Genomic DNA, 23,754 nt, shown 5'->3' with positions numbered 1-23,754 from the left:
AGGAGTACTCGTTATGGTATTTAAATTTATCAGTGCACCATTTTCCCGTGATATGGGTATTGACCTGGGAACAGCGAATACATTAGTTTATATTAAAGGAAAAGGAATCCTGATTAGAGAACCTTCAGTAGTAGCATTAGATAGTAGTGAGGATAGTGTTCTGGCAGTTGGTGAAGAGGCTAAAAAAATGATTGGTAGAACCCCTGGCAATATTATTGCCGTAAGACCAATGAAAGATGGGGTTATTGCCGATTTTGATATTACAGAAACAATGATTAGACATTTTATAGAAAAGGCCCATAAAAGAACCAGACTGGTTCGACCCCGGGTTATTATCTGTGTTCCGTCAGGGGTAACTGAGGTTGAAAAAAGGGCTGTTCTGGATGCAGCCAGAAGTGCTGGCGCCAGGGAAGCCTATTTGATAGAGGAGCCTATGGCAGCAGCCATTGGGGCCGGGTTGCCGGTCCATGAGCCAACCGGTAATATGGTTGTTGACATTGGAGGAGGTACCACCGAGGTTGCTATCATATCTTTAGGGGGTATAGTTACCAGCCGGTCGATCCGGATCGGTGGTGATGAAATGGATGAAGCCATTATTCAGTATATTAAACGTAAATATAATCTGATGATCGGGGAAAGGACTTCTGAAGAAATAAAGATAGACATCGGGTCTGCTGTTACTGATGAGCCTGAGAAGACAAAAGAAATAAGGGGTAGGGATCTGGTTTCTGGTCTTCCCAAGACAATAGAGGTTACGGCTGAGGAGATAAGAGAAGCTCTGGAAGAACCTGTAACCCAGATTATGGATGCAGTAAAGTATACCCTTGAAAAAACCCCTCCTGAATTATCAGCTGATGTAATGGACAAGGGAATTGTATTAACCGGTGGTGGTTCATTACTACAGGGTCTTGATAGACTTTTAATGGAGGAAACCCAGATGCCTGTTCATTTAGCTGAAGAACCACTTGACTGTGTAGTTAAAGGGACCGGGGTTGCCCTGGAAGAGCTGGAATCTCTGAAGCGTGTCTTAATCACCCCGAAAAAAATATCTTAGGGGGAGGTTTTATTGAATAAAAGGACCTTTAGTATAAGTATATCTATTATACTGGTTTTATTTGTTACCTCTTTAGGGATTATAAATTTTACCGGGGTTGATATACCATACCTGAACTGGCTTCAAGTGGGGACCCATAATCTTATAAGTCCCATAGTTAACTATATAACTGGCATCTGTGATTCTATACAAGAATACTGGAATGGGATCATGAATGTTAAGCAACTGATTAATGAGAATAAGGGCCTTGAAAAGAAAGTAGCTAATCTTGAACGGCAGTTACTTGTACTTAAATTTATGGCCCGTGAAAACCAGAGGCTGAGGGAGCTTTTATCCTTTAAAGAATTTGTTCCCTATAAAACACTTGGGGCCGGGGTTATTGGTTACAGTCCCTCACCCTGGAAGGAAAAGATTATAATAAACCGGGGTTCCAGGGATGGCATTAAACCCAATATGCCCGTTATTTCGTATAATGGTATTCTGGTGGGGAGGGTGGATTATGTTGCCACTAACTCCTCCCAGGTATTATTGGTCAGTTCCCCTGAATTTGTTGTTGGGGGAATCGTTCAGCGCCCTGAATCAAGGGCCATCGGACTGGTTAAAGGCCAGCTCAATGAAGAGGGTATAAACTTAATGGACAACCTTTCCTGGGATGCCGACATTAAAAAAGGTGATTTAATCTTAACTTCAGGTTTATCCAACAGGTATCCCAAGGGAATTCCGATTGGTGAAGTTATTAAGGTAGAACCTGATAACTTTGGTCTTTCCCAGAAGGCCAGGGTTGAACTGTTTTTAAATTTGCATACTATTGAAGAAGTACTCGTTATCACTGATTTTTAGGGGGGAGGCAATTGAAAAAAATAGTATGGTATGTCCTGTTATTCACTTTAATAATTATAATTCAGTTGACTATTCCTCCCCGGACATTACACTTTGATCTCTTTCTGGTAACAATAATTGTAATGGGATTAATTAAGGGTTCCAAAGCCGGAGCCTGGACGGGTTTTATCGGTGGAAATATACAGGATTTGTTTCTGGGAGGTATGTTTGGAACCTATACCATCGTTAAGCTAATTATGGGTGGCTTATCGGGGTTGTTAGAGAAAGAATTTTTTAAGGAAAACCCGGTAGTCCCGGTAGCTACTATCTTTATTGCCAGTATTTTTCATGGGTTACTGGTTATTCTGATTACAGAGGAACTATTATTTAACATTAATTTATTTACCGCTTTAAGACAGACAATTTTACCTGAGGCGTTTTTTAATAGTATAGCCGGAATTATTATCTACTACATTGTTTATCGCCTTGAAAGAGGTGGCGAGTTATATTATGGTTAAACGGATACTGGTTCTGAAGGTTGTATTTTTGCTGGCATTAATTATAGTTGTTGCCAGAGCGGCCCAGCTTCAGCTGGTGATGGGTGATTATTATTACCAGCTGTCGGAGGGTAACCGGATATCCCTGAGGCCTATTAATGCTCCCCGGGGAAAAATATATGATAAAAATGGAAAAATTCTGGTATCCAATAAACTCGCCTATGACCTGTATTTACTCCCCAATGAAGTCCCTCCAGACATTTCTGTAAAAGAGATACTTCACCGCCTCAGTAAATATACCAATTTACCTATCAGCCAACTTGAAAAAAATTATCAGGAACATGAGGGTGATAGTTCACCCTCTCCTATTATCCTGAAAAGGAATATAACACCGGAAACAATGGTCATTATCCAGGAAAATGCAGAAAGCCTTCCTGGTATTTTTATTAAGGAATCAGCAATACGTTACTATGTCTATGGTGATTTAGCCCCACATGTGGTTGGTTATGTAGGGGAAATTAGTACAGAGGAATTAAGAAACCTGACCAGTCAGGGTTACGATTACCGCGGTGGGGATATTGTAGGTAAGGCAGGACTGGAACGTCAGTATGAAATCTATCTGAAAGGGACTGACGGGATTGAACAGATTGAGGTTAACAGCCTTCGGGAAAAGGTCAGGACCCTGGGGATAAAACCACCCAGACCAGGTAATAACCTTATTCTAAATTTAGACTATGAATTACAGAAAGAGACAGAGCGTTTGCTTGAAGAACATTTTTATAAACTCAGGGAGGAATTCCTGGATGATCCGGAAATGTACAGCCCGACAGGGGCTGCAGCAATTGTAATGGACCCCGACACCGGAGAAATACTGGCCATGGCCAGTATTCCTGATTATAATTTAAATGAATTTGCCGAAGGCCTGTCTCTTAAGGAGTATAAAGAACTTTTAAATGATCCCTTAAAACCCTTATTAAACCGGACTATTATGGCGGCTGTTCCTCCTGGTTCCATATTCAAACTTGTTACCGGTACGGCGGCTATAGAGGAACTGGGGATCAGGGCTGATACCAAATTTGTTGATGAAAACGGGATGTTTTTTGTACCCAACTGGTCAAGACCCTATAAAAACTGGCACCCCGGTGGTGAAGGTGAATTAAGCTTCACCAGGGCCATTGCCCGGTCCAATAACGTTGTTTTTTATGAGTTGGGTTACAGGCTTTACAAAAAATATAGAGGGAAGAAATTAAAATGGTATGCCCATCAGTATGGACTCGGTTCTCCAACGGGTATTGACCTTCCCGGTGAAAAAGAAGGGCTGGTACCTGATGAAAAATGGAAGAGGAAAGTTTTCAATGAAGGCTGGTATCCTGGTGATTCTGTAAACCTGTCAATTGGCCAGGGTGGACTTTTAACCACTCCACTACAGCTTGCGGTTATGGTCAGTTCTATTGCCAATGGAGGAATTATATATGAACCTCATCTGGTGGATAAAGTTATTAGTCCTGATGGTGAGGTTGTCCTGGATGTTAAACCCCGCATTAAAAAGAGATTACCATTTAGAAGGCAGACCCTGAATATTCTGGAAAAAGGAATGGTGGAGGTTACTTCAACTTCTTATGGAACTGCCAGGTCTGTTTTTGCTGATTTTCCCATAAAAGTGGCCGGTAAGACCGGTACTGCCCAGACCGGGACAAGCAGACCCAATCACGGTTGGTTTGCTGGATATGCCCCTGTTGAGGACCCTGAAATTACTGTGCTGGTGTTTTTAGAGAATGGTAATTCCAGTAGCTATACTTTACCGATTGTAGCCGGTATTTTAAGAACTTATTTTGGGATAGAAGAACCTGTTGAAGAAGAACAAAATAATGAGGGTTCAAGTAGTAGTCTGGATGAAAATGTCCAGGAGGTTGAAGACAAAACAGGGGATAAAAAAGACAAGGAACAGGAAATAGAAAAAGAGAGAGAAATACAAGATGATGATAAGAAACTTCTGGAATATCTTGAAGAGGTTTTTTCTAAAGAATAGGTATTATTTAAAGTAATTAATTAGATAATGCAGGAAATAAAAGCATAAGTGTAGAAATAATACAAAGAAACAAGAAGGGACAAGGGTAGATGACAATGAGTTATCCGATTTCTATACAGGTAAATTCAAAAGGAGTTACCATTAATTTAAACCCTGAGGTAGATTTTTCTGTCCTGAAAAATGCCTTCCACCGGCATGTTGAGGAGGCCTCGGACTTTTTTGCCGGGGTAGATGTTTTTTTAAATGGTGGAGGTCGGACTTTTAGCCTTGATGAGATGCAGGAATTGATTAATATTGCATCAAACTACAGACAGGTAAAAAATATATACTTTGTAAATGAAGAAGAGAAAAATACCGGCCTGAATGATACTGTATTAATTCCCAGGACTATCAGGTCAGGACAGAGGATAAATTATCCTACTAATGTTGTCATCATTGGGGATATTAATCCAGGGGCTGAGGTTATTGCTGCCGGGGATATTATAGTCCTGGGGAAGATCAGGGGGGTTGTCCACGCCGGAGCCCGGGGTTCTAACAGGGCCCAGGTTATTGCCTTAAAGCTTGAACCCACTCAACTTCGGATTGGTAATATAATATCCAGACCCCCTGAAGGGGAATCAGACAGGAATAAAATCAGGCCGGAGAAAGCCTATATTAAAGGAAGTAATATCATCGTTGAAGAATTAGATTTATAATATTTACAAATTTACATAAGGAGGAAGCTAAAGTGGCAGGAAAAGTGATTGTTATAACATCCGGAAAAGGTGGGGTCGGTAAAACGACCACTACAGCAAATTTAGGGACAGCTCTAGCCATGATGGGGAAGAGGGTCTGTTTAATTGATGCCGATATTGGGTTGAGAAACCTGGATGTTGTTATGGGACTCGAAAATAGAATTGTTTATGATATAGTGGATGTAGTTGAAGGGAATTGCAGGCTGGAGCAGGCTCTGATCAGGGATAAAAGGAATAAAAATCTCTTTCTGTTACCGGCTGCCCAGACCAGGGATAAAACAGCTGTAACACCATATCAGATGCAGGAATTGACTACAACCCTGAAGGAAGATATGGATTATGTTCTGGTTGACTCACCTGCCGGCATTGAACAGGGTTTTAAAAATGCTATATCCGGGGCTGATGATGCCATTATTATTACTACTCCGGAGGTTTCTGCAGTCAGGGATGCTGACAGAATTATTGGACTTCTGGAAACAGAGGGGTTAAAAAACCCCGAGGTTATAATTAACAGAATCAGGATCGATATGGTTCAAAAAGGTGATATGATGGATATTGATGACATGATAGAAATCCTGGCCATAAATTTACTAGGGGTTGTCCCGGAAGATGAAAGTATCGTTATTTCAACAAACAAGGGTGAACCCATCGTAATTAAAGCAGATAAATCAAAAGCCGGAGAAGCCTTTATGAATATAGCCCGTCGTATTAATGGAGAAGAATTACCATTGATGTCACTTGAGAAGGAAACCCTGATCAAGAAAATTAAAAAGATGGTTGGATTATCATAAAGGAGGGAATAGCCATCGACCTGCTGAAAAAAATGGGGTTAAAAGAAGGTGAAGGCCCCAGTAAGGATATCGCAAAAGAGCGGCTTCAGTTTATATTAATACAGGATCGGATTGATCTCTCCCCCCAGGAGTTAGAATCAATGAAAAAAGAACTGATGGGGGTAATAACAAAATATATCAAGGTAGATTCAAACAATGTTAAAATGAAGATAAACCGTAATAAAGATATGATGGCTCTAGTGGCCAATTTTCCCCTGGAAAAAACCGTTTAGAAGAGGAATATATTATGCACTGGAATAAAAAGTTATTGAAAAATTTAAATATATCTATCCCGTTAACTGTTTTTCTATTAATTGTTATAGGGTTGGTTGCTATTAGCAGTGCTGTTGAAATTAATAAACCCCATTCTTACGGGATGAGGTTTTTGCAGAAACAGATTATTGCCGTTATACTCGGGGTAATAGCTGTGCTGGTGATTCAATTTTATGATTACAGAATGTTTAAGGATTACATGGATATTATATATTTAACTTCGGTTGGAATCCTGGTTGTCCTGCTTATAGCCGGGGAGACCATTGCAGGAGGTAAAATGTGGATTAGCCTGGGGCCGGTTAATTTTCAGCCGTCAGAGCTTTCCAAGATAATGGTTATTCTGGTTCTGGCCACAGTCCTGGATGAAGAGCAGAAAAACCTCGAGTATTTAACGGGAATGGCTAAACCTTTTTTATATGTGTTAATACCTTTTGTTTTAATTATTCTCCAGAATGATCTGGGAACTTCTTTAGTTTTTCTTTTTATCTTTATTGGTATGCTTTTTGTAGCCGGGGGAAATCTCTTTTACATGGTTTTGTTTTTTGGTGGAGGTTTTCTGTCCATTGTGTTATATATAATTGCCCATTTTAAATTTAATGTCCCGCTTATATTCCTTAAAGAATATCAGTTAAACCGGTTAGTTGCTTTTGTTAATCCTGACCTTGATCCCTATAATATTGGGTATAACCTTAATCAGTCTAAAATTGCCATTGGTTCAGGAAAGTTGTTTGGCAAGGGCCTATTTGCCGGAACCCAGAACCAGCTAAAGTTTTTACCGGAAAAACATACTGATTTTATCATTTCGGTGATCGGTGAAGAATTTGGTTTTATTGGGATATTGATTCTGGTATCATTATATATTTTCCTGTTGTGGCAGATATTCAATGTCGCCATAGAGGCAAAAGATAACTATGGGAGGCTGGTTGTAACCGGAATAGGCTGTATGTTTTTCTTCCATATTATAGAAAATATTGGCATGGCAATGGGGTTAATGCCAATCACAGGGTTGCCCTTGCCCTTTATCAGTTATGGTGGTAGTTTTATGGTTTCTTCGCTTGTTGCCATTGGGCTGGTTATAAATGTAAATCTCAGAAAAAGTAAAATATTATTTTAAGTATAAATAACCCCTCCCTGAAATATATACTTATAAAGGGAGGGGGAAAATAATTGAGACCTGGGGTATCTTTTAGGATTAACCCCCTTTTTTTATTGGTAGTGGTAGTTTTTGCTCTGGCTGGACTGTTCACAGAAGCAATTATTTCGATAGTTTTAGTAATAACCCACGAGTTTATTCATTTACTTGTGGCCTACCGGCTGGGTTACCGGCCGGGAAAAATCGAGTTATTCCCCTTCGGGGGTATGGCCGAGTATTCAGGTTTGCTGGAGATGAATCCAGGTGATGAAATAAAGGTTGCGGGAGCAGGTCCCCTTTATAACCTGGCAATGGCCGGTATATTTTATTTAATATACATGTTAACACCACATAATCTTTATTTGTTAATTGTGAAATATAACCTGGTCTTAAGTTTTTTTAACTTAATTCCAGCTTTACCACTGGATGGGGGACGGGTATTCAGGGCTCTGATGGTTTATAATTCTGGTTTTAAACGGGGAACACTAATAGCAGTTAAGCTGGCAAAAATATTAGCAATTTCGGGTGCTGTCATGGGGGGTGTTTGTGTCTTATTAAATAAATCAAACCTGTGGGTGTTATTAATATCTTTTTTTGTGTATGGAGCTTCCCTTAAAGAAGAAAATCAGATAGTTTATCGGCTTGTAAGGTATTTAACCCGACGCCGGCAGGAAAATATAAACCTGACAATTAGCCCTGTTGTTAATAAAGTTGTAAGAGGGGAAATGCAAGTTGAAGAGGTGATATATCATTTAAACCCTGTAAAATATAATATTTTTATTGTACTCGATAGTAAAATGAGATTATCGGGAATTATTACAGAATCACAGTTGATAGATTCTTTTTTCCGGTTAAAAAAGCATAACATTAAATTAAATGATATAATAAGAAAATGAGAAATATATGGGGGTGGTTGTGGTGATTGTAAAAGACCAGCTAGAGAAAATATTATACCGGGTTAACAGTCCAACAAGGTACATTGGGGATGAATGGAATGCTGTTAAAAAAGAATGGACCCCCGATAAAATTAAAGTGGCGGTGGCTTTTCCCGATGTTTATGAAATCGGGATGTCCCATCTTGGTTTGAAAATAATATATCACCTTTTAAATAAACAGGATGACATAATCTGTGAGCGGACCTATGCACCCTGGGTTGATATGGAAGAAGAGTTGCGCAAAAATGATATTCCTCTTTTTTCCCTGGAGAGTAAACATGAAATAAAAGACTTTGATATTCTTGGTTTTACTCTTCAGTATGAAATGAGTTACACCAATATTTTGACCATGATAGATCTGGCCGGTTTACCCTTACATAGTAAAGATAGGGGAGAGGAGTACCCCCTGGTAATAGGGGGAGGTTCGACTGTTTTTAACCCGGAACCCCTGGCCCCCTTTTTTGATTTGTTTTTCATCGGGGAAGCAGAAACAGGTATTGTTGAACTGGTGAGAAGATATGATCAGTATAAACAAAGAGGTTTAAACAGGGAGGATATTTTATTAAAATTATCTGAGATACCGGGGGTTTATGTACCTTCATTATATGAACTGGAGTATGGAAATGAAGGTCAGGTGGTTTCTATAGATACGGTAAAACCAGGGGTAAAGGAACGGATAAAGAAACAGGTAGTAAATGATCTTGATAAATCATTTCATCCAGTGGATTTTATTGTCCCCTATAAAAGTATTGTCCATGACCGGGCTGTCGTAGAAATTGCCCGGGGCTGTACGCGTGGCTGTCGCTTTTGTGCTGCCGGTATCTCTTACCGCCCGGTCCGGGAAAGGAAAAAAGATACCATTGTCAGGCTAGCTGATAAGATTTTAACCAGCACCGGATATGAAGAACTGTCGCTGGTTTCTTTAAGTACCATTGATTACAGTGGCATAGAGGATTTAATAAAGACCCTGGCAACAAGATATGAGGACAGGAGAATTAGTATATCCCTGCCTTCGTTGCGGGTTGACAGGTTTTCGGTAAACCTGGCCAAAGAGGTTCAGAGAGTCAGGAAATCAGGTCTGACCTTTGCCCCGGAGGCCGGTACCCAGCGGTTACGGGATGTAATTAATAAGGGGGTTAAAGAGGAAGACCTGTATGAAGCTGTTACGTCTGCCTTTAAAGAAGGGTGGTCAACCCTAAAGCTTTACTTTATGATTGGACTACCTACTGAGACAGAGGAGGATATTGCCGGAATTGTTAAACTGGCAAAGAAAGTTCTCGAACTAGGTAAGGAGATAAGGCGATCTAACAAGAAAAAGATGAAACCAATAAAGGTTCAGGTCAGTGTTTCGACCTTTATTCCCAAACCTTTCACTCCATTTCAGTGGGTGGCAATGGATGATAAGGATACTATTATTGAAAAACAGAACTATCTTAAGAAAAATTTAAGGGGGAGGGGACTATCTTTCAGCTGGAATGACCCTGATTTGAGTATTCTGGAAGGCATTTTTTCCCGGGGTGATAGAAGACTGGCCTCTACTCTGGAACAGGCCTGGGCGATGGGCTGTCGTTTTGACGGCTGGAATGAACATTTTAATATGGATAAATGGTTAAGGGCCTTTGAAAAGAGTGGGGTTGATATTGATACATATTTAAAGAAAAGGGATATTAATGAAATACTTCCCTGGGATCATATAGATATGGGGGTTTCTAAAAAGTTTTTAATAAAAGAATATGAAGCAGCCCTCCGTGGGGAAACTACTGAAGATTGCAGGAATGGTTACTGTCCGGGATGTGCTGTCTGCTTTAACCTTGATGCTAAACTGGAGTTAGTAGGGGCTGATAACAGTGAAAATCAGGGCTAAGTTTAAAAAATTTGGTTCGTTGAAATATATATCTCATCTGGAATTAATGAATACTTTACAGCGGGCTTTCAGGCGGGCTAAATTACCCCTCGCCTATTCCAGGGGATATAACCCCCACCCCAGGCTTTCTATGGGAATGGCCCTTTCCGTGGGATTAACGGGACTTGGTGAATATTTTGATGTTGAACTGGAACAGGAAATTGAACCCGGGTTATTTATAAAACGGGCTAATAAATGTTTACCACATGGTTTAGAGATTCTTCGGGCCCGAAAGATTCCCGACAGGCTAAAGTCATTGATGGCCCAGGTTGATACAGCGATGTACAGGGTGGAGATGGATTTTGACGGGAAGATTGATGGCAGGTCTATCATTAAAGACTTCCTGTCCAGGCAGGAAATCAGGATTATACGGAAGAGGAGAAAGAAAAAAGATAAGGAAATAAACATCAGACCCTTAATCAAGGGTATCGAGATTGAGGAAGACAATATCTGGTTATTTACTGTCAGTACCGGGAGCAGGGGGAATTTGAGAATTGAGGAATTAATCAGGGCTCTGGTGGAAAATTATAATAATGTTAATGAAGTACCATTAACTAAGATAACCAGGATAGGGCTTTACGTTACCAAAAATGGGAATCTATATGAATTAATAGATGACCATGTAGTGGAGGCAGATTCATAGATGGTAAATCAAATAATAATAAATTCAGGAATAAAGGAAAAAAGGGCTGCTATATTAATGGATAATGTTCTGGAGGACATAGTTATTGAGCTGGATAGTTATAAAAAAATTGTTGGTAATGTTTACAGGGCCCGGGTTATAGATGTCTTACCGGGAATGCAGGCTGCGTTTGTCGATATTGGATATGATAAAAATGCCTTTTTACATGTTAGTGATATTTATCCCCTGCTCGACGAAAAGCAGTTAAAATTAAAAAAAGAAGGCAAGCTCGGGATACAGCATGTTTTACAACCAGGTCAGGAACTTATGGTCCAGGTTGTAAAAGAACCTATCTACGAAAAAGGGGCAAAAGTAACCTGCAAGATATCCTTACCCGGAAGATATCTGGTATTATTACCTGGTGAATACAGGACTGCAATTTCACGAAAGATTAAAGACTTTGATGAAAGAGATAGATTGAAGAAAATAGTTGGGAAACTCAAGGATCCAGATATGGGATTAATAATCAGAACCAACTCACGATACAAAAAGGCTGATTTGCTTGAACTGGATTATTCTTACCTGAAACGGACCTGGACCCAGATAAAAGAGAATTATAATAACAGTAAGGCCCCGGACCTTATATATGAGCATGCCAGCCTGTTAAAGACAATTGTCCGGGATTATTTAAATAAAGATGTGGATAAGGTTTTAATAGATGATGAATCTGATTACCGTGTTCTTCTGGAGTTGAGTGAAAAACTTGCCCCTGATTTAAAAAACAGGATAAATCTTTATAATAAGAAGATGCCGATATTCCATGTTTATGGAATAGAGAAAGAACTTGAAAGGGCCATCAGGAAGAAAATCTGGCTAGATTCTGGTGGCTTTATAGTGATTGAACAAACTGAGGCCCTGGTGGCTATTGATGTCAATACCGGTAAATATACCGGAAAAAAGAATGCTGCCAGGACCATTTTAAAAACCAATCTTGAAGCAGCCCGGGAAATTGCCCGGCAGCTGAGGCTTAGAGATATAGGTGGGATAATAATCATTGATTTTATTGATATGAAAGAAAGACGGCACCAGCAGGAGGTTCTGGAAACCTTTGAGAAGGAACTGGCAAAAGACAGGTCTGTAACTTCAATTCAGGGGTTAACTAAACTTGGGTTACTGGAGATGACCCGGCAGAAAGTTCGAGAAGGACTGGGGGAACTTATGCAAAAAGAGTGTTCTTACTGTCGGGGGAAGGGATTAATTTTATCGGCTAACAGTGTGGCTGAATCAATAATCAGAAATATCCAGTTGAAAAAAGCCAGTGAAGAATTTTCCAGGGCAGTAGTAGAGTGTCATCCCCTGGTAGTTTCTAGCCTGAAAGGGGATAATGGTGAGGTATTACAAAAAATATTTAAAAAAACAGGTGTCAGCCTTGAATTAAAACCGGTTAATAGTCTTCATATTGAAAAATACAGGATTAATATAACAGGTTAGCTCTTAGTTTTTCCAGGTATCCTGTTAATTGCCTTGACTTGAGGTTAGATTTATGCTAAAATAAATTGCTGGAGTTTTAATGTTAACTGTATGGTGACGTTGTGTTACCTAAGCCGCTCGGAACGGGTTTTAAAAAGCTGTTGAGCTTACCTGATTCCGGCGAGTCCAGGGTAAGGAGGTGGATTGGAATGTATGCCATTATAAAAACCGGTGGTAAACAGTACCGTGTTGAAGAAGGAAAGATTATCAAGGTGGAAAAATTACCTGTTGCAGAAGGTGAACAGGTTGAGTTTGATAAGGTACTGGCTTATGCTGATGATGAAGGTGTAAAATTTGGCCAACCTTATGTTGAAGGTGTCAGGGTTACCGGTAAGGTTATTGAAAACGGCAAAAATAAAAAGATTATTGTCTTTAAGTACAAAGCTAAAAACCGTTACCGCCGTAAAACCGGTCACCGTCAGCCCTATTCCAGGGTTTTAATTGAAAAAATCGAGGCTTAATTTATATAACCATTTTTAAAAGGGGGTGGAAGTTGTGTCCAAGAAAAAAGGTGTTGGTAGCTCCCGGAACGGACGTGATAGTGAATCAAAACGACTTGGGGTCAAAAGGTTTGACGGACAGTTTGTTAAGGCAGGCAGTATTCTGGTTCGTCAGAGAGGAACCAAATTTATGCCTGGCCTGAATGTTGGCCGCGGTGGTGATGATACCCTCTTTTCCAAAATTGATGGCTATGTTAAGTTTGAAAGAAAGGGTAAGAATAAAAAAGCGGTCAGTGTTTACACAGAGGAACAGTTCGAGAGTGTTGCAAATTAATGTTATAAACCCCCTCAGTACTTGTGACTGGGGGTTTTTTAATTTTTGACTTTAACCCTGAATGGTTAATAATAATTAGTATTGGTTATATTAGGTAGTGTTAAGAGGGTGATAAAATGTTTGTCGATGAAGTAGAAATTAAAGTTAAAGGTGGTCAGGGTGGTAACGGGGTTGTAAGTTTCCGCCGGGAAAAATTCGAACCAATGGGAGGCCCGGATGGTGGTGATGGTGGTGACGGAGGCAATGTTATATTACGGGTAGATGAAGGTTTAAATACCCTGGCTGATTTTAGGTACCAGAGGCATTATGAAGCTGAACGGGGTTATCATGGTTCGGGGAAGAATAAACACGGCAGGAGTGGGGAAGACCTCGTTCTCAAGGTCCCACCGGGAACTGTAGTATATGATGCGGATACCGATGAGCTACTGGCTGACTTGACTGAAGATGGAGAAGAGTACATAGTGGCCCATGGTGGAAAAGGGGGCCGTGGGAATGCCAGATTTAAAAAATCAACCAGAAAAGCCCCCCGCTTTGCTGAAAAAGGGGAACCCGGGGAAGAAAGGTCTATCAGACTGGAACTTAAGCTGGTGGCCGATGTGGGACTTATTGGTTTTCCAAATGTCGGGAAATCTACCCTTATTTCAGTGGTTTCTGAAGCCAGGCCAAAGATTGCCAACTACCATTTTACAACCCTGAAACCCAATCTGGGAGTTGTGGCCTTGAGTGAATATAAATCTTTTGTTATGGCAGACATCCCGGGCCTGATAGAAGGAGCCCACCAGGGGGTTGGCCTTGGTGATGAATTTTTGCGACACATTGAGAGAACCAGGTTGTTGATTCATATTATTGATATATCCGGGATTGAAGGTCGAGATCCCCTTGAAGATTTTAAAACAATTAACAGGGAATTAGAAAAATTTAATGAGAAGTTATCATCAAGACCACAGATTGTTGCTTTAAATAAAATAGATCTTCCAGGTGCCCGGGAAAATGTGGAACGGGTTCAACCGGTCCTGGAGGAAAAAGGTTATAAGGTTTTTCCTATATCTGCAGCCACTAAAGAAGGAGTAAAAGAGTTAATCTATTATACCGGTGATTTACTTAAAGAACTTCCAGTTGAAAGGAAAATAGCAAAAGAAGACAGGATAGTCATAAAACCTGATTTTGCTGATGAAGAAGAGAATATTGTAGTTGAAAAGAAGAATGGTATTTATGAAGTTTCAGGGAGACTGGTAGAAAAATATGTTATTAAAACCGATTTTAATAATGATGCAGCAGTTAAGAGATTGCTCAGGGTTCTTCAACATCATGATTTGAATGAATTGTTGCGTGATAAAGGAGTAAAAAATGGTGATACTGTAAAAATCGGGCCGATGGAATTCGAATATATGGAATAGGAGGTGTTTTTTATGTTAACAGGAAAACAGAGGAGTTATCTCAGGAGTGAAGCCAATAACCTTAACCCGGTTATTCATATTGGGAAAGATGGGATTACCCCTTCTTTGTTGAATCAGGTTGATGCCGCCCTGGATGACCATGAGTTGATTAAGTGCCGGGTTTTAAAAAATTCCCTGGGTGAGCCCAGGTCCTTTGCCGATGAAATATCCAGTCAATTAAATTGTGATGTAGTTCAGGTTATCGGTAATGTGTTTGTTTTATTCAGGAGAAATGAAGAAGAACCAATTTATATTCTCCCATAAGGATTTAATATATAGTACTGTAGTTTTATAACGGGGAAGGAATTTAATTATCTTTCATGAATATTATTATTAGGTTACAAGAAAAAAGTGACGGGTTGTCAGATTGAGGTGAAGTATGTCAATCACAGTCAAATAAAGGAAGGGTGGAGTAGATGGAAAAGGTAAAGATATTTACAGATAGCTGTTCTGATCTCTCGCCTGATGTTATATCCAGGTATGATATTAAGATGCTCTCTACCCCGGTTTACTTTGGGGAAGAGCGGTACTATGACCGGGATAATTTAACCCCGGGAGAGTTTTATAATAAGCTGGAGAATTATTCAGGGGTTCCTAAAACCTCTCAGATAGGTCCTACAGTATTTGAATCAGAGTTTAAAAAAGCCCTGGAAGAGGGTTATAAAGTATTATCTTTAAATTTTTCATCAAAGTTAAGTGGTATTTTTGAGTCAGCTGCCCTGGCTAAGAAAAATATTGGATCTGATGATATTCATGTTATTGATACCAGGTGTGCCTCTGTTGGTTTTGGATTATCTGTAATCTATGCAGCCCGCCTTCTTGAAGAAGGCCGGGATTTAAACGAGGTAATTGAAAGTACCCTGGATTACTGTGCCCATCAGGAGCATATTTTTGCAGTAGGTTCCCTGGAGATGTTGAAAAGGGGTGGTCGGATTAAATCTACCACTGCATTTATTGGTAATATTTTGAAAATTAAGCCTATTTTACACTTCAGGGATGGAGAAATCCTCCCCCTGGGAAAGGCCCGGGGTAAGAAGCGAATGTTTGAATACCTCCTTGAAAAAATGGAGGAGAGGGGAAAGGACCTGGGTAGTCAGTTTATAGGACTAAATCATTCTGCTAATCCAGGGCTAGCCAATAAACTAAAAGATATGATTAAGGAAAAATACGGGGTTGAGGAATTTTATATTTCCGAAATAGGAGCCGCTATAGGTTCCCATGTTGGGAAAAATACAGTATCAGTCTTTTTCCAGAGCAAGGATAGAGTTGCCAGCCCTGAAGTAAGATAACTAAAGCGGTGATTGCAATGTCTGTTGTCAGTATACGGAATATAAATAAGTCCTATGGTATAGAGGAAGTATTAAAGGGTTTTTCTCTGGATATAAACCAGGGTGAAAAGGTAGGCCTGATCGGGGTCAATGGTTCTGGAAAAACAACTCTCTTTAAGATTATTTGTGGTCTTGAACCAGTTTCATCAGGTGACCTGGTTTTAAAGAAGGGGTTGAGTATTGGGTATTTAAATCAGATGCCAGATTTTAATCCCGAGAACACTCTGTATCAGGAACTTAAGAAAGTATTTTCTGATTTAATTATGATGGAAAGGGAAATAAATAATTTAGAAATTAAAATAGCCGAGCAGGGGAAAAGAGCAGAAGATGATGAAGATGTTAAATTTTTGATGAAAAAATACAGCAAGCTCAGAAACAATTTTGAAATGCGCGGTGGATATGGGTATAATAGCAAAATAAAACAGGTGGCTGTTGGCCTTGGTTTTACCCATGAAGAGCTTGATAAAAAAGTTGGTAAGCTGAGTGGTGGAGAAAAAACCAGGCTGGGGCTGGTTAAATTACTACTTTCTGAGCCTGATTTATTACTCCTCGATGAGCCTACCAACCATTTAGACCTTTCCTCTATTGACTGGCTTGAGAACTTTCTCCAGGATTATAGGGGAACGGTTATTGTAATTTCTCATGATAGATATTTTCTTGATCATGTTGTCGACCGTATTGTAGAACTCAGAGATGGCCGGGATGAGGTTTATTACGGGAACTATTCGTATTATCTTAAAGAACGGAAAAAGAGGTATGAACAGCAATTAAAAAAGTATGAAAACCAGCAAAAAGAGATTAAAAAAATGGAGGAGGCCATAAAAAGATTAAGACAGTGGGGAAGTCAGGGTGATAATCAAAAATTTTTTAAAAAGGCCAAAAGTATGGAAAAAGCCCTGGAACGGATGGAAAAGATTGATAAGCCAACCCTTGATGACCAAAAAATAAAACTTGATTTTTCGGTAGAAAAAAGAAGTGGTAATGAAGTTTTGAGGGTGGAGAGTTTGAGTAAATCCTTTGGAACCAACGTTTTGTTTGAGGATTTAAAACTGGGTATCTACTGGGGAGAGAAAGTAGCTGTCATCGGTAAAAATGGTACTGGAAAAACAACCTTGTTAAAGATTATTACAGGTGACCTTAAACCTGATTCAGGGAGAATTAAACTGGGGAGTAATGTGAGAATAGGTTATTATAGTCAGACCTTTGAAGGTTTTGATCCTGAGGATGACCTGGTTACTGCCCTACAACGGGAATTAGTGGTCAGTGAGGGTGAGGCCAGAAATAAACTGGCATCATTTCTATTTACCGGGGATGATGTCTTTAAAAAGGTAAAGGATTTAAGTGGAGGAGAAAAGAGTCGTTTAAGGTTATTACAACTGATGTATGGGGATTATAATTTTCTGGTACTTGATGAACCTACCAACCACCTGGACCTGACTTCGCGGGAAGTGCTGGAAGAAGCTCTGAAGCAATACCCGGGGACCATGTTGATAGTTTCTCATGATCGCTATTTATTAAATAAAGTAACCAACTTAACATATGAACTGGAAGATGGCTCTTTAACCAAATACCATGGAAATTATGATTACTATTTAAAGAAGAAAAAGCAGCTGAATGGAGATATAAGTTCTCAGGGGAAAAGCGGGAAAGAAGAAAAGACAAAATCTGATTATGAGCTGCGGAAGGAACAAAAGAAGAAGGAACGCAAACGAAAGAAACAGTTAAAAAGGCTTGAAGAGGATATTGAGGCCCTGGAGGTAAGAAAGGAAACAATTGAACAGGAAATGGTTAGACCTGAAAACCTGGATGATTTTGAATTGTTAGCCAGCCTTAAGGAAGAATACATGAATATTGAACAGGAGTTAAATGAGTTATATTCCAGATGGGAAAAAATGATATAAAAAAAGGGATAGGTTATATATAACCTATCCCGAAAGGGAGGGCTGCTAATAGATTAGTATTGCGACCTGGTTCCCTGGTTCATCTGGTAGTAAGATTGTCCAACATCGGTATCTCTGTTACCTGATGAATATTGAGCCCCGTACTGGTTAACGCCTCCACCACGGCTCATTGAGGACTGGTAGTAATTGTTGCTCTGGGCATACTGGCTTTTGCCGGGAGTGGTACCTCCCCTGTATACACTCTGCTGGTATGACTGATTGCCGTATTGCCCGGTAGTGGTAGGATTATACTGACTCATCATACCTCCACCACCACTCTGGCCCCCCTGGTTCATCTGGTAGTAAGATTGTCCAACATCGGTATCTCTGTTACCTGATGAATATTGAGCCCCGTACTGGTTGACGCCACCACCACGGGCCATGGAGGACTGGTAGTAGTTTTTGTTCTGGGCATACTGGCTACTACCCGGGGTTGTTCCTCCTCTGTAAACACTTTGCTGGTAAGATTGGTTGCCATATTGACCGCTAGCTTGAGTGGTTCCGCCAGCGCCAGTATTTTGTGGGTATGACTGGGTCCTGAACTGGGAGCCGCTTTGGCCGGTCTGGGCAAACTGTCCTGTATATTGAGAGCCTGTTTGTCCGGTTGTGTACTGTCCTCCACCGAACTGATTAGCTCTATACTGACTACCGACCTGTTGCATTCCCTGTTGTGTTATCTGACTGTTTAGTTGCTGTACCAGTCTTTCAGAGTTATTGAGCTGCTGGTTTACCTGGTTATATAGAGAATTAAAGCTCTGTCTAAACTGGCGCAGGCTATCCTGTAATTGCTGAATCTGAATCAATGCATCCACCCCTTTATATAGTTTTGCAGTATACTGCATTAGTTATTATTCACCAATTTTATTAAAATATGTTGTTAGTTTTAACCAAATTATTAGTTATTTTCAAAGAGGTTATCTTTTATTTTCTCCAGTCTTTTCTTGCGTTGTTTCGTTAGTTCGTTGTCTATTATAATATTTAAAATATCTCCTTCTTTAGCTTTACGGGGAAGGACATTAGCAGGAACCGCAAAGGTTATAATTTTTCCCTGATTATTGCTATATTCCAGAATGACTTTTTCCCCCTCAAAACGATCGATGATTATCATTATTTTCCCTCCTTATTATTTAGTCTTCCTCCCTTAATAACCTGTCAATTATCTCTCCGTTAGAATCAGTCAAGAGGGCCCCATCACCACTGTTATTCCATATGTTAGATCTGGTCCAGATGATATTATCAGGCTTATTCAGGGCAGAGGGGCCGCTCAGTATTTTAAAGGATTGTCCCGGTTTTAAGACTGTGTTGTCAGGGAAATTGAATTGTTGATTACCCTTAAGACTAACCAGTTTCCAGCCTGCCAGGTTTATTGTCTCATTTCCGGTATTTTTAATAACCACTACTTCATTTTTAAGGTCCAGGCTAATAATTTTAACTGCTTTATTCTTGTTGTTATTTTTCTTTTGGTAAGAAATCTCTAATGGTTGCAAATTAAAGGACAACCTGGAGCCATCACTCATTACTATTATTGTGCCCTGTTTATCGGTTCTAAAGATTTTTACTTTCATTTCTTTTAATTTTTCCAGGGTTATGGGTGAAGGGTGGTTATAATCATTATCCCTCCCAACAGATATAACAGCATAACCGGGTGATACTTCTTTAAGAAATGGAGTAGAAGACGATGTTGCACTCCCATGATGGGGAATTTTTATTAAATTGGATCTGAGGTTGTATTTAGAATTAACCAGTTTTGACTCAATCTCTTTTTCGATGTCACCGGTAAATAAGAATGAGGTTTTATGATAAGTTAACTTTAAAACGACTGAATAATTATTAATCTTATCATATTTTTTGTCTTCAGGTGATATAATCACTGCTTTTAAATCCTTTTTATTGTTGTTAATGATAACAAGATCTTTTTTTGCCGGTGTAATTCTCAATTTCTTTTTCTTAATTATAGTTAAAACATCCTCAAAAGACCTGGTGGGGTGAATAACATCAGGCATAAATATCTTACCGATTCTAAAAGTAGATATAACCCTGTCCAGACCGCCTATATGGTCTTCGTGGGGGTGGGTAGCAATTACATAATCAAGTTGATTTATTCCCTGATGTCTGATGTAGTTGATAACTTTGTTGCTGTATTTATTGCTTCCAGCATCAATCAGCATGTTTTTGGTGTCAGGTAATTTAATCAGGACAGCATCACCCTGGCCTACACTGATAAAGTGGATTTCGAGCTGGTTTTTTTCCGGTGTTTCCGGGGTTAAATATAGATACATACTATAGGCTATAAAAATGAATAACATTAAATATATAACTGTTTTTAAGGTTAATTTATTCTTTCCCATAATGTTATACCTCCTGTTATGACAAAGTTTTTTGGTGTATTTAGTCAGGTTGTAAACATATAATTCGAGAAAAAAGGGGATAAGCCTTTTTTTAAATAATACATATTAAAATGAAGGATTTTTTTATATTTTTATATAAATTCAATGTATCTATAAAATTATCGTATATAGAGGAGTGGAATCTATGAAGATAGCTTCAGTGCTGGGTATGGTACATGAACTTCAATCTACCAGATTTCTTATTACCTTTGGGTTACAACATAAATACTGGTTGAAAGGGAATTAAAAAAAGAAAAAGGGTTTAAATTTGAATACATAACTAAATATTGTTAAAAAATACTGTTTTATATAAAAGCATATTTATGAAAGGTGTGGTAGTAGTAATGGGTTATTATATTAAAGGTGCTTATCAAATGTATTATGAAATATACGGTAAAGGTGAGCCTTTATTAATGATTCACGGGAGTACAGCATCCTCTTTAATGTTAAAGGATGAAGCAAATTATTATTCTAACTACTTCAAAGTAATAGTTGTTGACATGATAGGACATGGTAAATCTGAGAGGGTTAAGGAATTCCCTGTAGATTACTGGAAGGAAAATGCTAAAATGTTAAGGGGTTTATGTAAAAAAGAAGGGATAAACAGGGTAAATATACTGGGGACAAGTGGAGGGGCAATAGTCGCCCTGAATTTTGCAATAAATTATCCGGAGAATACTTATAGAGTAATTGCTGATAGTTTTGTAGGTGAAAAGCTCTCTTTACAGGAAGCTAATACTATAAAAAAAGAAAGGGAAAAGGCCAAAAATAATGGAGGAAGTGGGTTCTGGAGTTATATGCATGGAGAAGACTGGGAAAAGGTCATTGATGCCGATACTAATATGTTAATTAATTATGCTAAAACATATAGAAATAATTTTCATAGTGATTTAGACAAGATTGGTTGTCCTGTTCTTATCACTGGAAGTTTAAAAGATGAATTTATTGATAATATTGAAAAAAGGTTGTGTAATGTTGCTAAGAAAATTAAGCACTCTATAATACTATTATCACCAGATGGGGTGCATCCTTTGATGTTAAGTAAAAAAAATTTCTTTAGGAAAGTAGCCTTGAATTTTTTGAAAGAAAACACTTTAATTCCAGAGGAAAGGGAATAATTAAAAGTAAAGGTTAAATTCAGTTGAAAGTTAATTTTATATAAAGTATAATATAAAAAATTATATTAACTAAATGTTTAGTATTAAAAGTTAACCTTATAAAATTTCTGAGAAGACATTTGATGAATCCCTTGTTGATATAATTTAAAATAAAAATTAGGGTGAAATATTTATGATGAAACCAAAATTAGAATCAGCTTATATATGTGTTGAGAATATGGAAAGAGCCAGAGAATTCTATGAATGGTTTTTAAATAGAAAGGGCATTAAGCAAGCTGACAGCTTATATTTGTTCAATATTGATGGGTTTCGTCTTTTTTTATTTGACCATAAAAATGAAGATGAGGATGTAATTTATGGTGATAACTGCTTACTTAGCTTTGAAGTAGAGGATGCTAGAGTTTTAAAAGAAAAATTAGAAAAGCGGGGATTTAAAATTGTTTTTCCATTGAAACAGATTTTAGATAATCTTGTTTTTGAATTTGAAGATACAGAGGGTAATCATATTGAAGTTTTTTCAAAGTTATTACTGTAGGAGGATTAATGAATAATGATGAATAGAATAAGTAGCAAAAATAAAAAAACAATCAGTGTAATTGTCATTCTAATGTTGATTATTATGTTAGGGGGATGTGGTTATTCAAGCTCTAACTCTAACGGTAGGATAAATATTAAATTTGACAAGTTAAATAAACAAAAAACATACGAGTTAAAGGTAACTGAAAGTAAAAAGATAAAAATTAAATATTCAGGTTATAAATTACAAAAAGGAAGTCTGGAATTAATAATAACAACAACTGATGGAAGTGAGATATATAAAAAGATTTTTACCCCCGACACAAAGTCTAATGGAACTCTTACTATCAAAGGGTTGAATCCAAATAATAATTATAAGCTATATCTAATTGGAAAAAATGCGAAAAATGGCAAGATCAATATAAGTGTAAACAGTGAACACCTTAAATTTTATAAAAAATAATTGGTGATGGAATCACATTAAGTTTTAAAAAGGTTCAGACCAGGACTTTTATACGGCCATAGGGTTTGTTAATAAATATAAAATTAACATCTGGGAAAAAAGATTCTAAGAGGTGTCAAAGTAATGGAGATAGGTATCGGATGTAGTCTAGAGGAGTTGAACAATAATAAAGATTTTGCAAAGTTTAAAGTAATAAATATTGAAAATCCTCTATATCCAGGTTATCTGGAAAAAGCTACAGAAAAGGATATTAAATCAATTAATAAAATGACTAAATACAGATACATAGTTGACGGTGCATATATTGATTTGAATCCTGGAACCAGTGAGCCAAAGATTAAAGATATAACTATGCAGAAAGTTATTGAGTCAATTAATTTTGCCCAGGAAATAGGTGCAGAGGAAGTTATTTTTTTATCAACTTTCTTACCTTTTATAAAAGTGGATTTTTACGAAAAGGGATGGATCGAAGCCTCAAAAAAGTTCTGGGAAGAAGTATTAAATAAATATAAAGATATAAGAATATCGTTATGTAATACTTTTGAATTTAATCCTGATTATTTAATAGAAATAGTAGATTATGTTGATAAGGGGAATTTTGGTCTTGCCTTTGACATTGGCCATGCTATTTTGTGGGGGCAGGAATCATTGGTAAGCTGGTTTGATAAGATTAAAAGGTATATCAAGACAATTTATCTCCATAGTAATGATGGTGAAGGGGATTTGCATCTTAGTTTTAGGCAGGGCAAACTTCAGGAAAAAGAAATTAAGTTCGAAGAGTTATTGCAGCAATTAAAAGGAGAAAAATATAATCTTATACTAAAATACTTTGATAAGAGTAGTGTTATAGCTGATAAAATTGAACTGGAGAAATTACTTGGGTCATAAAATATTCAGGATATTAGATAAGAGGATGTTAGAAATGAAAAAATTAATTATTATCAACGGTACGATGGGGGTTGGAAAAACAACAATTTGTCAGAGGTTATACAAAAGTCTTAACTATAGTGTCTGGCTTGATGGTGATTGGTGCTGGATGATGAACCCCTTTTGTGCTACAGAAGAAAATAAAAGAATGGTAGAAGACAATATTACATATCTTTTAAATAATTTTTTAGCGAATTCCTCTTTAAAATATATCATATTTAATTGGGTTATTCATCATGAAGATATATTTAATTTGATTCTAGATAAACTTCAAAAACACCAATATGAACTTTATAAAATCTCTTTAATTTGTTCTGAAAGAGAATTAAAAAGAAGAATGTTAGAAGATGGCCGTGACGAGGAGACTATCAAAGTGAGTTTAGCAAGGCTTAAACTTTATGAGAAAATGGACACAATAAAAATTGATACAACAAATAATACTGTAGAAGAATCAGTAAATGAAATTATAAAGATTCTAGAGGGAGGGCATTAAGATGAAGTCATTAA

At 38.0% G+C, this 23,754-nt stretch carries 26 protein-coding genes; 23 read left to right on the top strand and 3 right to left on the bottom strand.

The genetic code is table 11. The features are described from left to right. Nucleotides 1-13 precede the first annotated feature (13 nt). The 18 genes from HORE_RS07420 (at nucleotide 14) to abc-f (ending at nucleotide 17,797) form a co-directional block, all read left to right on the top strand. Nucleotides 14-1,054 carry a rod shape-determining protein gene (locus HORE_RS07420; RefSeq protein WP_012636356.1) on the top strand — a complete coding sequence of 347 codons (1,041 nt, stop codon included), beginning with the start codon at nucleotides 14-16 and terminating at the stop codon, nucleotides 1,052-1,054. Nucleotides 1,055-1,066: 12 nt separating this feature from the next. Further along, the gene (mreC, locus tag HORE_RS07415) at nucleotides 1,067-1,894 is read left to right on the top strand and encodes a rod shape-determining protein MreC (protein WP_012636355.1); all 828 of its coding nucleotides are present in this window, start codon (nucleotides 1,067-1,069) and stop codon (nucleotides 1,892-1,894) included. A gap of 11 nt (nucleotides 1,895-1,905) precedes the next feature. Then, on the top strand, nucleotides 1,906-2,391 hold the full coding sequence (gene mreD, locus HORE_RS07410; protein WP_012636354.1) for a rod shape-determining protein MreD: 486 nt from the start codon (nucleotides 1,906-1,908) through the stop codon (nucleotides 2,389-2,391). Next, entirely contained in the window at nucleotides 2,384-4,399 is a 2,016-nt protein-coding gene (mrdA, locus tag HORE_RS07405; protein WP_012636353.1) for a penicillin-binding protein 2, read from the top strand. Before mreD ends, mrdA begins: the two co-directional genes overlap by 8 nt. An 89-nt stretch (nucleotides 4,400-4,488) precedes the next feature. Continuing rightward, nucleotides 4,489-5,094 carry a septum site-determining protein MinC gene (gene minC, locus HORE_RS07400; RefSeq protein ID WP_012636352.1) on the top strand — a complete coding sequence of 202 codons (606 nt, stop codon included), beginning with the start codon at nucleotides 4,489-4,491 and terminating at the stop codon, nucleotides 5,092-5,094. A 32-nt stretch (nucleotides 5,095-5,126) separates the two neighbouring features. Continuing rightward, complete coding sequence (gene minD / locus HORE_RS07395) at nucleotides 5,127-5,924, top strand: septum site-determining protein MinD (RefSeq protein WP_012636351.1); 798 nt, start codon at nucleotides 5,127-5,129, stop codon at nucleotides 5,922-5,924. A 32-nt stretch (nucleotides 5,925-5,956) separates the two neighbouring features. Next, nucleotides 5,957-6,196: a cell division topological specificity factor MinE gene (gene minE / locus HORE_RS07390; RefSeq protein WP_012636350.1), complete on the top strand. Its 240-nt coding sequence runs from the start codon at nucleotides 5,957-5,959 to the stop codon at nucleotides 6,194-6,196. A gap of 14 nt (nucleotides 6,197-6,210) precedes the next feature. Next, the gene (gene rodA / locus HORE_RS07385) at nucleotides 6,211-7,350 is read left to right on the top strand and encodes a rod shape-determining protein RodA (RefSeq protein WP_012636349.1); all 1,140 of its coding nucleotides are present in this window, start codon (nucleotides 6,211-6,213) and stop codon (nucleotides 7,348-7,350) included. Between the two features lie 53 nt (nucleotides 7,351-7,403). Continuing rightward, nucleotides 7,404-8,264, top strand: a complete 861-nt coding sequence (locus HORE_RS07380) for a M50 family metallopeptidase (RefSeq protein ID WP_041605969.1) — start codon at nucleotides 7,404-7,406, stop codon at nucleotides 8,262-8,264. A gap of 7 nt (nucleotides 8,265-8,271) precedes the next feature. After that, nucleotides 8,272-10,167: a TIGR03960 family B12-binding radical SAM protein gene (locus HORE_RS07375; protein ID WP_041605967.1), complete on the top strand. Its 1,896-nt coding sequence runs from the start codon at nucleotides 8,272-8,274 to the stop codon at nucleotides 10,165-10,167. Further along, nucleotides 10,151-10,849 (top strand): TIGR03936 family radical SAM-associated protein, encoded by a 699-nt coding sequence (locus HORE_RS07370; RefSeq protein WP_012636346.1) that lies wholly within the window; start codon nucleotides 10,151-10,153, stop codon nucleotides 10,847-10,849. Before HORE_RS07375 ends, HORE_RS07370 begins: the two co-directional genes overlap by 17 nt. After that, nucleotides 10,850-12,319 carry an Rne/Rng family ribonuclease gene (locus HORE_RS07365; RefSeq protein ID WP_012636345.1) on the top strand — a complete coding sequence of 490 codons (1,470 nt, stop codon included), beginning with the start codon at nucleotides 10,850-10,852 and terminating at the stop codon, nucleotides 12,317-12,319. A gap of 188 nt (nucleotides 12,320-12,507) precedes the next feature. Then, nucleotides 12,508-12,819: a 50S ribosomal protein L21 gene (rplU, locus tag HORE_RS07360; protein WP_041605965.1), complete on the top strand. Its 312-nt coding sequence runs from the start codon at nucleotides 12,508-12,510 to the stop codon at nucleotides 12,817-12,819. Between the two features lie 34 nt (nucleotides 12,820-12,853). Continuing rightward, on the top strand, nucleotides 12,854-13,132 hold the full coding sequence (gene rpmA, locus HORE_RS07355) for a 50S ribosomal protein L27 (RefSeq protein ID WP_012636343.1): 279 nt from the start codon (nucleotides 12,854-12,856) through the stop codon (nucleotides 13,130-13,132). 116 nt (nucleotides 13,133-13,248) lie between these two features. Beyond that, the gene (obgE, locus tag HORE_RS07350; protein WP_012636342.1) at nucleotides 13,249-14,529 is read left to right on the top strand and encodes a GTPase ObgE; all 1,281 of its coding nucleotides are present in this window, start codon (nucleotides 13,249-13,251) and stop codon (nucleotides 14,527-14,529) included. 12 nt (nucleotides 14,530-14,541) lie between these two features. Continuing rightward, the gene (gene yhbY / locus HORE_RS07345; RefSeq protein ID WP_012636341.1) at nucleotides 14,542-14,832 is read left to right on the top strand and encodes a ribosome assembly RNA-binding protein YhbY; all 291 of its coding nucleotides are present in this window, start codon (nucleotides 14,542-14,544) and stop codon (nucleotides 14,830-14,832) included. 152 nt (nucleotides 14,833-14,984) lie between these two features. After that, nucleotides 14,985-15,857: a DegV family protein gene (locus tag HORE_RS07340; RefSeq protein ID WP_012636340.1), complete on the top strand. Its 873-nt coding sequence runs from the start codon at nucleotides 14,985-14,987 to the stop codon at nucleotides 15,855-15,857. Nucleotides 15,858-15,874: 17 nt separating this feature from the next. Then, the gene (gene abc-f / locus HORE_RS07335) at nucleotides 15,875-17,797 is read left to right on the top strand and encodes a ribosomal protection-like ABC-F family protein (RefSeq protein WP_012636339.1); all 1,923 of its coding nucleotides are present in this window, start codon (nucleotides 15,875-15,877) and stop codon (nucleotides 17,795-17,797) included. Between the two features lie 53 nt (nucleotides 17,798-17,850). Here the strand turns inward: abc-f and HORE_RS07330 are convergent, their stop codons facing one another. The 3 genes from HORE_RS07330 to HORE_RS07320 form a co-directional block, all read right to left on the bottom strand. Next, nucleotides 17,851-18,639 (bottom strand): hypothetical protein, encoded by a 789-nt coding sequence (locus tag HORE_RS07330; RefSeq protein WP_143710047.1) that lies wholly within the window; start codon nucleotides 18,637-18,639, stop codon nucleotides 17,851-17,853. 92 nt (nucleotides 18,640-18,731) lie between these two features. Continuing rightward, nucleotides 18,732-18,944: a DUF3006 domain-containing protein gene (locus HORE_RS07325; RefSeq protein ID WP_012636337.1), complete on the bottom strand. Its 213-nt coding sequence runs from the start codon at nucleotides 18,942-18,944 to the stop codon at nucleotides 18,732-18,734. A 19-nt stretch (nucleotides 18,945-18,963) separates the two neighbouring features. Further along, nucleotides 18,964-20,184, bottom strand: a complete 1,221-nt coding sequence (locus HORE_RS07320) for an MBL fold metallo-hydrolase (RefSeq protein ID WP_012636336.1) — start codon at nucleotides 20,182-20,184, stop codon at nucleotides 18,964-18,966. 362 nt (nucleotides 20,185-20,546) lie between these two features. On the opposite strand from HORE_RS07320, the gene HORE_RS07315 reads away from it, so the two are divergent. The 5 genes from HORE_RS07315 to HORE_RS07295 all read left to right on the top strand — a co-directional run bounded on the left by HORE_RS07315 (nucleotide 20,547) and on the right by HORE_RS07295 (nucleotide 23,740). Beyond that, entirely contained in the window at nucleotides 20,547-21,341 is a 795-nt protein-coding gene (locus HORE_RS07315) for an alpha/beta fold hydrolase (RefSeq protein ID WP_143710046.1), read from the top strand. A 172-nt stretch (nucleotides 21,342-21,513) separates the two neighbouring features. Continuing rightward, entirely contained in the window at nucleotides 21,514-21,876 is a 363-nt protein-coding gene (locus tag HORE_RS07310; RefSeq protein WP_012636334.1) for a VOC family protein, read from the top strand. Nucleotides 21,877-21,891: 15 nt separating this feature from the next. Then, nucleotides 21,892-22,320 (top strand): hypothetical protein, encoded by a 429-nt coding sequence (locus tag HORE_RS07305; RefSeq protein ID WP_012636333.1) that lies wholly within the window; start codon nucleotides 21,892-21,894, stop codon nucleotides 22,318-22,320. A 123-nt stretch (nucleotides 22,321-22,443) separates the two neighbouring features. Beyond that, complete coding sequence (locus HORE_RS07300; RefSeq protein ID WP_012636332.1) at nucleotides 22,444-23,208, top strand: sugar phosphate isomerase/epimerase family protein; 765 nt, start codon at nucleotides 22,444-22,446, stop codon at nucleotides 23,206-23,208. A 34-nt stretch (nucleotides 23,209-23,242) separates the two neighbouring features. Beyond that, complete coding sequence (locus HORE_RS07295; RefSeq protein ID WP_041606520.1) at nucleotides 23,243-23,740, top strand: AAA family ATPase; 498 nt, start codon at nucleotides 23,243-23,245, stop codon at nucleotides 23,738-23,740. Nucleotides 23,741-23,754: the final 14 nt, after the last annotated feature.

The sequence above is a fragment of the Halothermothrix orenii H 168 genome (assembly GCF_000020485.1).
GTDB lineage: Bacteria > Bacillota > Halanaerobiia > Halanaerobiales > Halothermotrichaceae > Halothermothrix > Halothermothrix orenii.
This window is presented reverse-complemented; position numbering and strand designations above follow the sequence as displayed.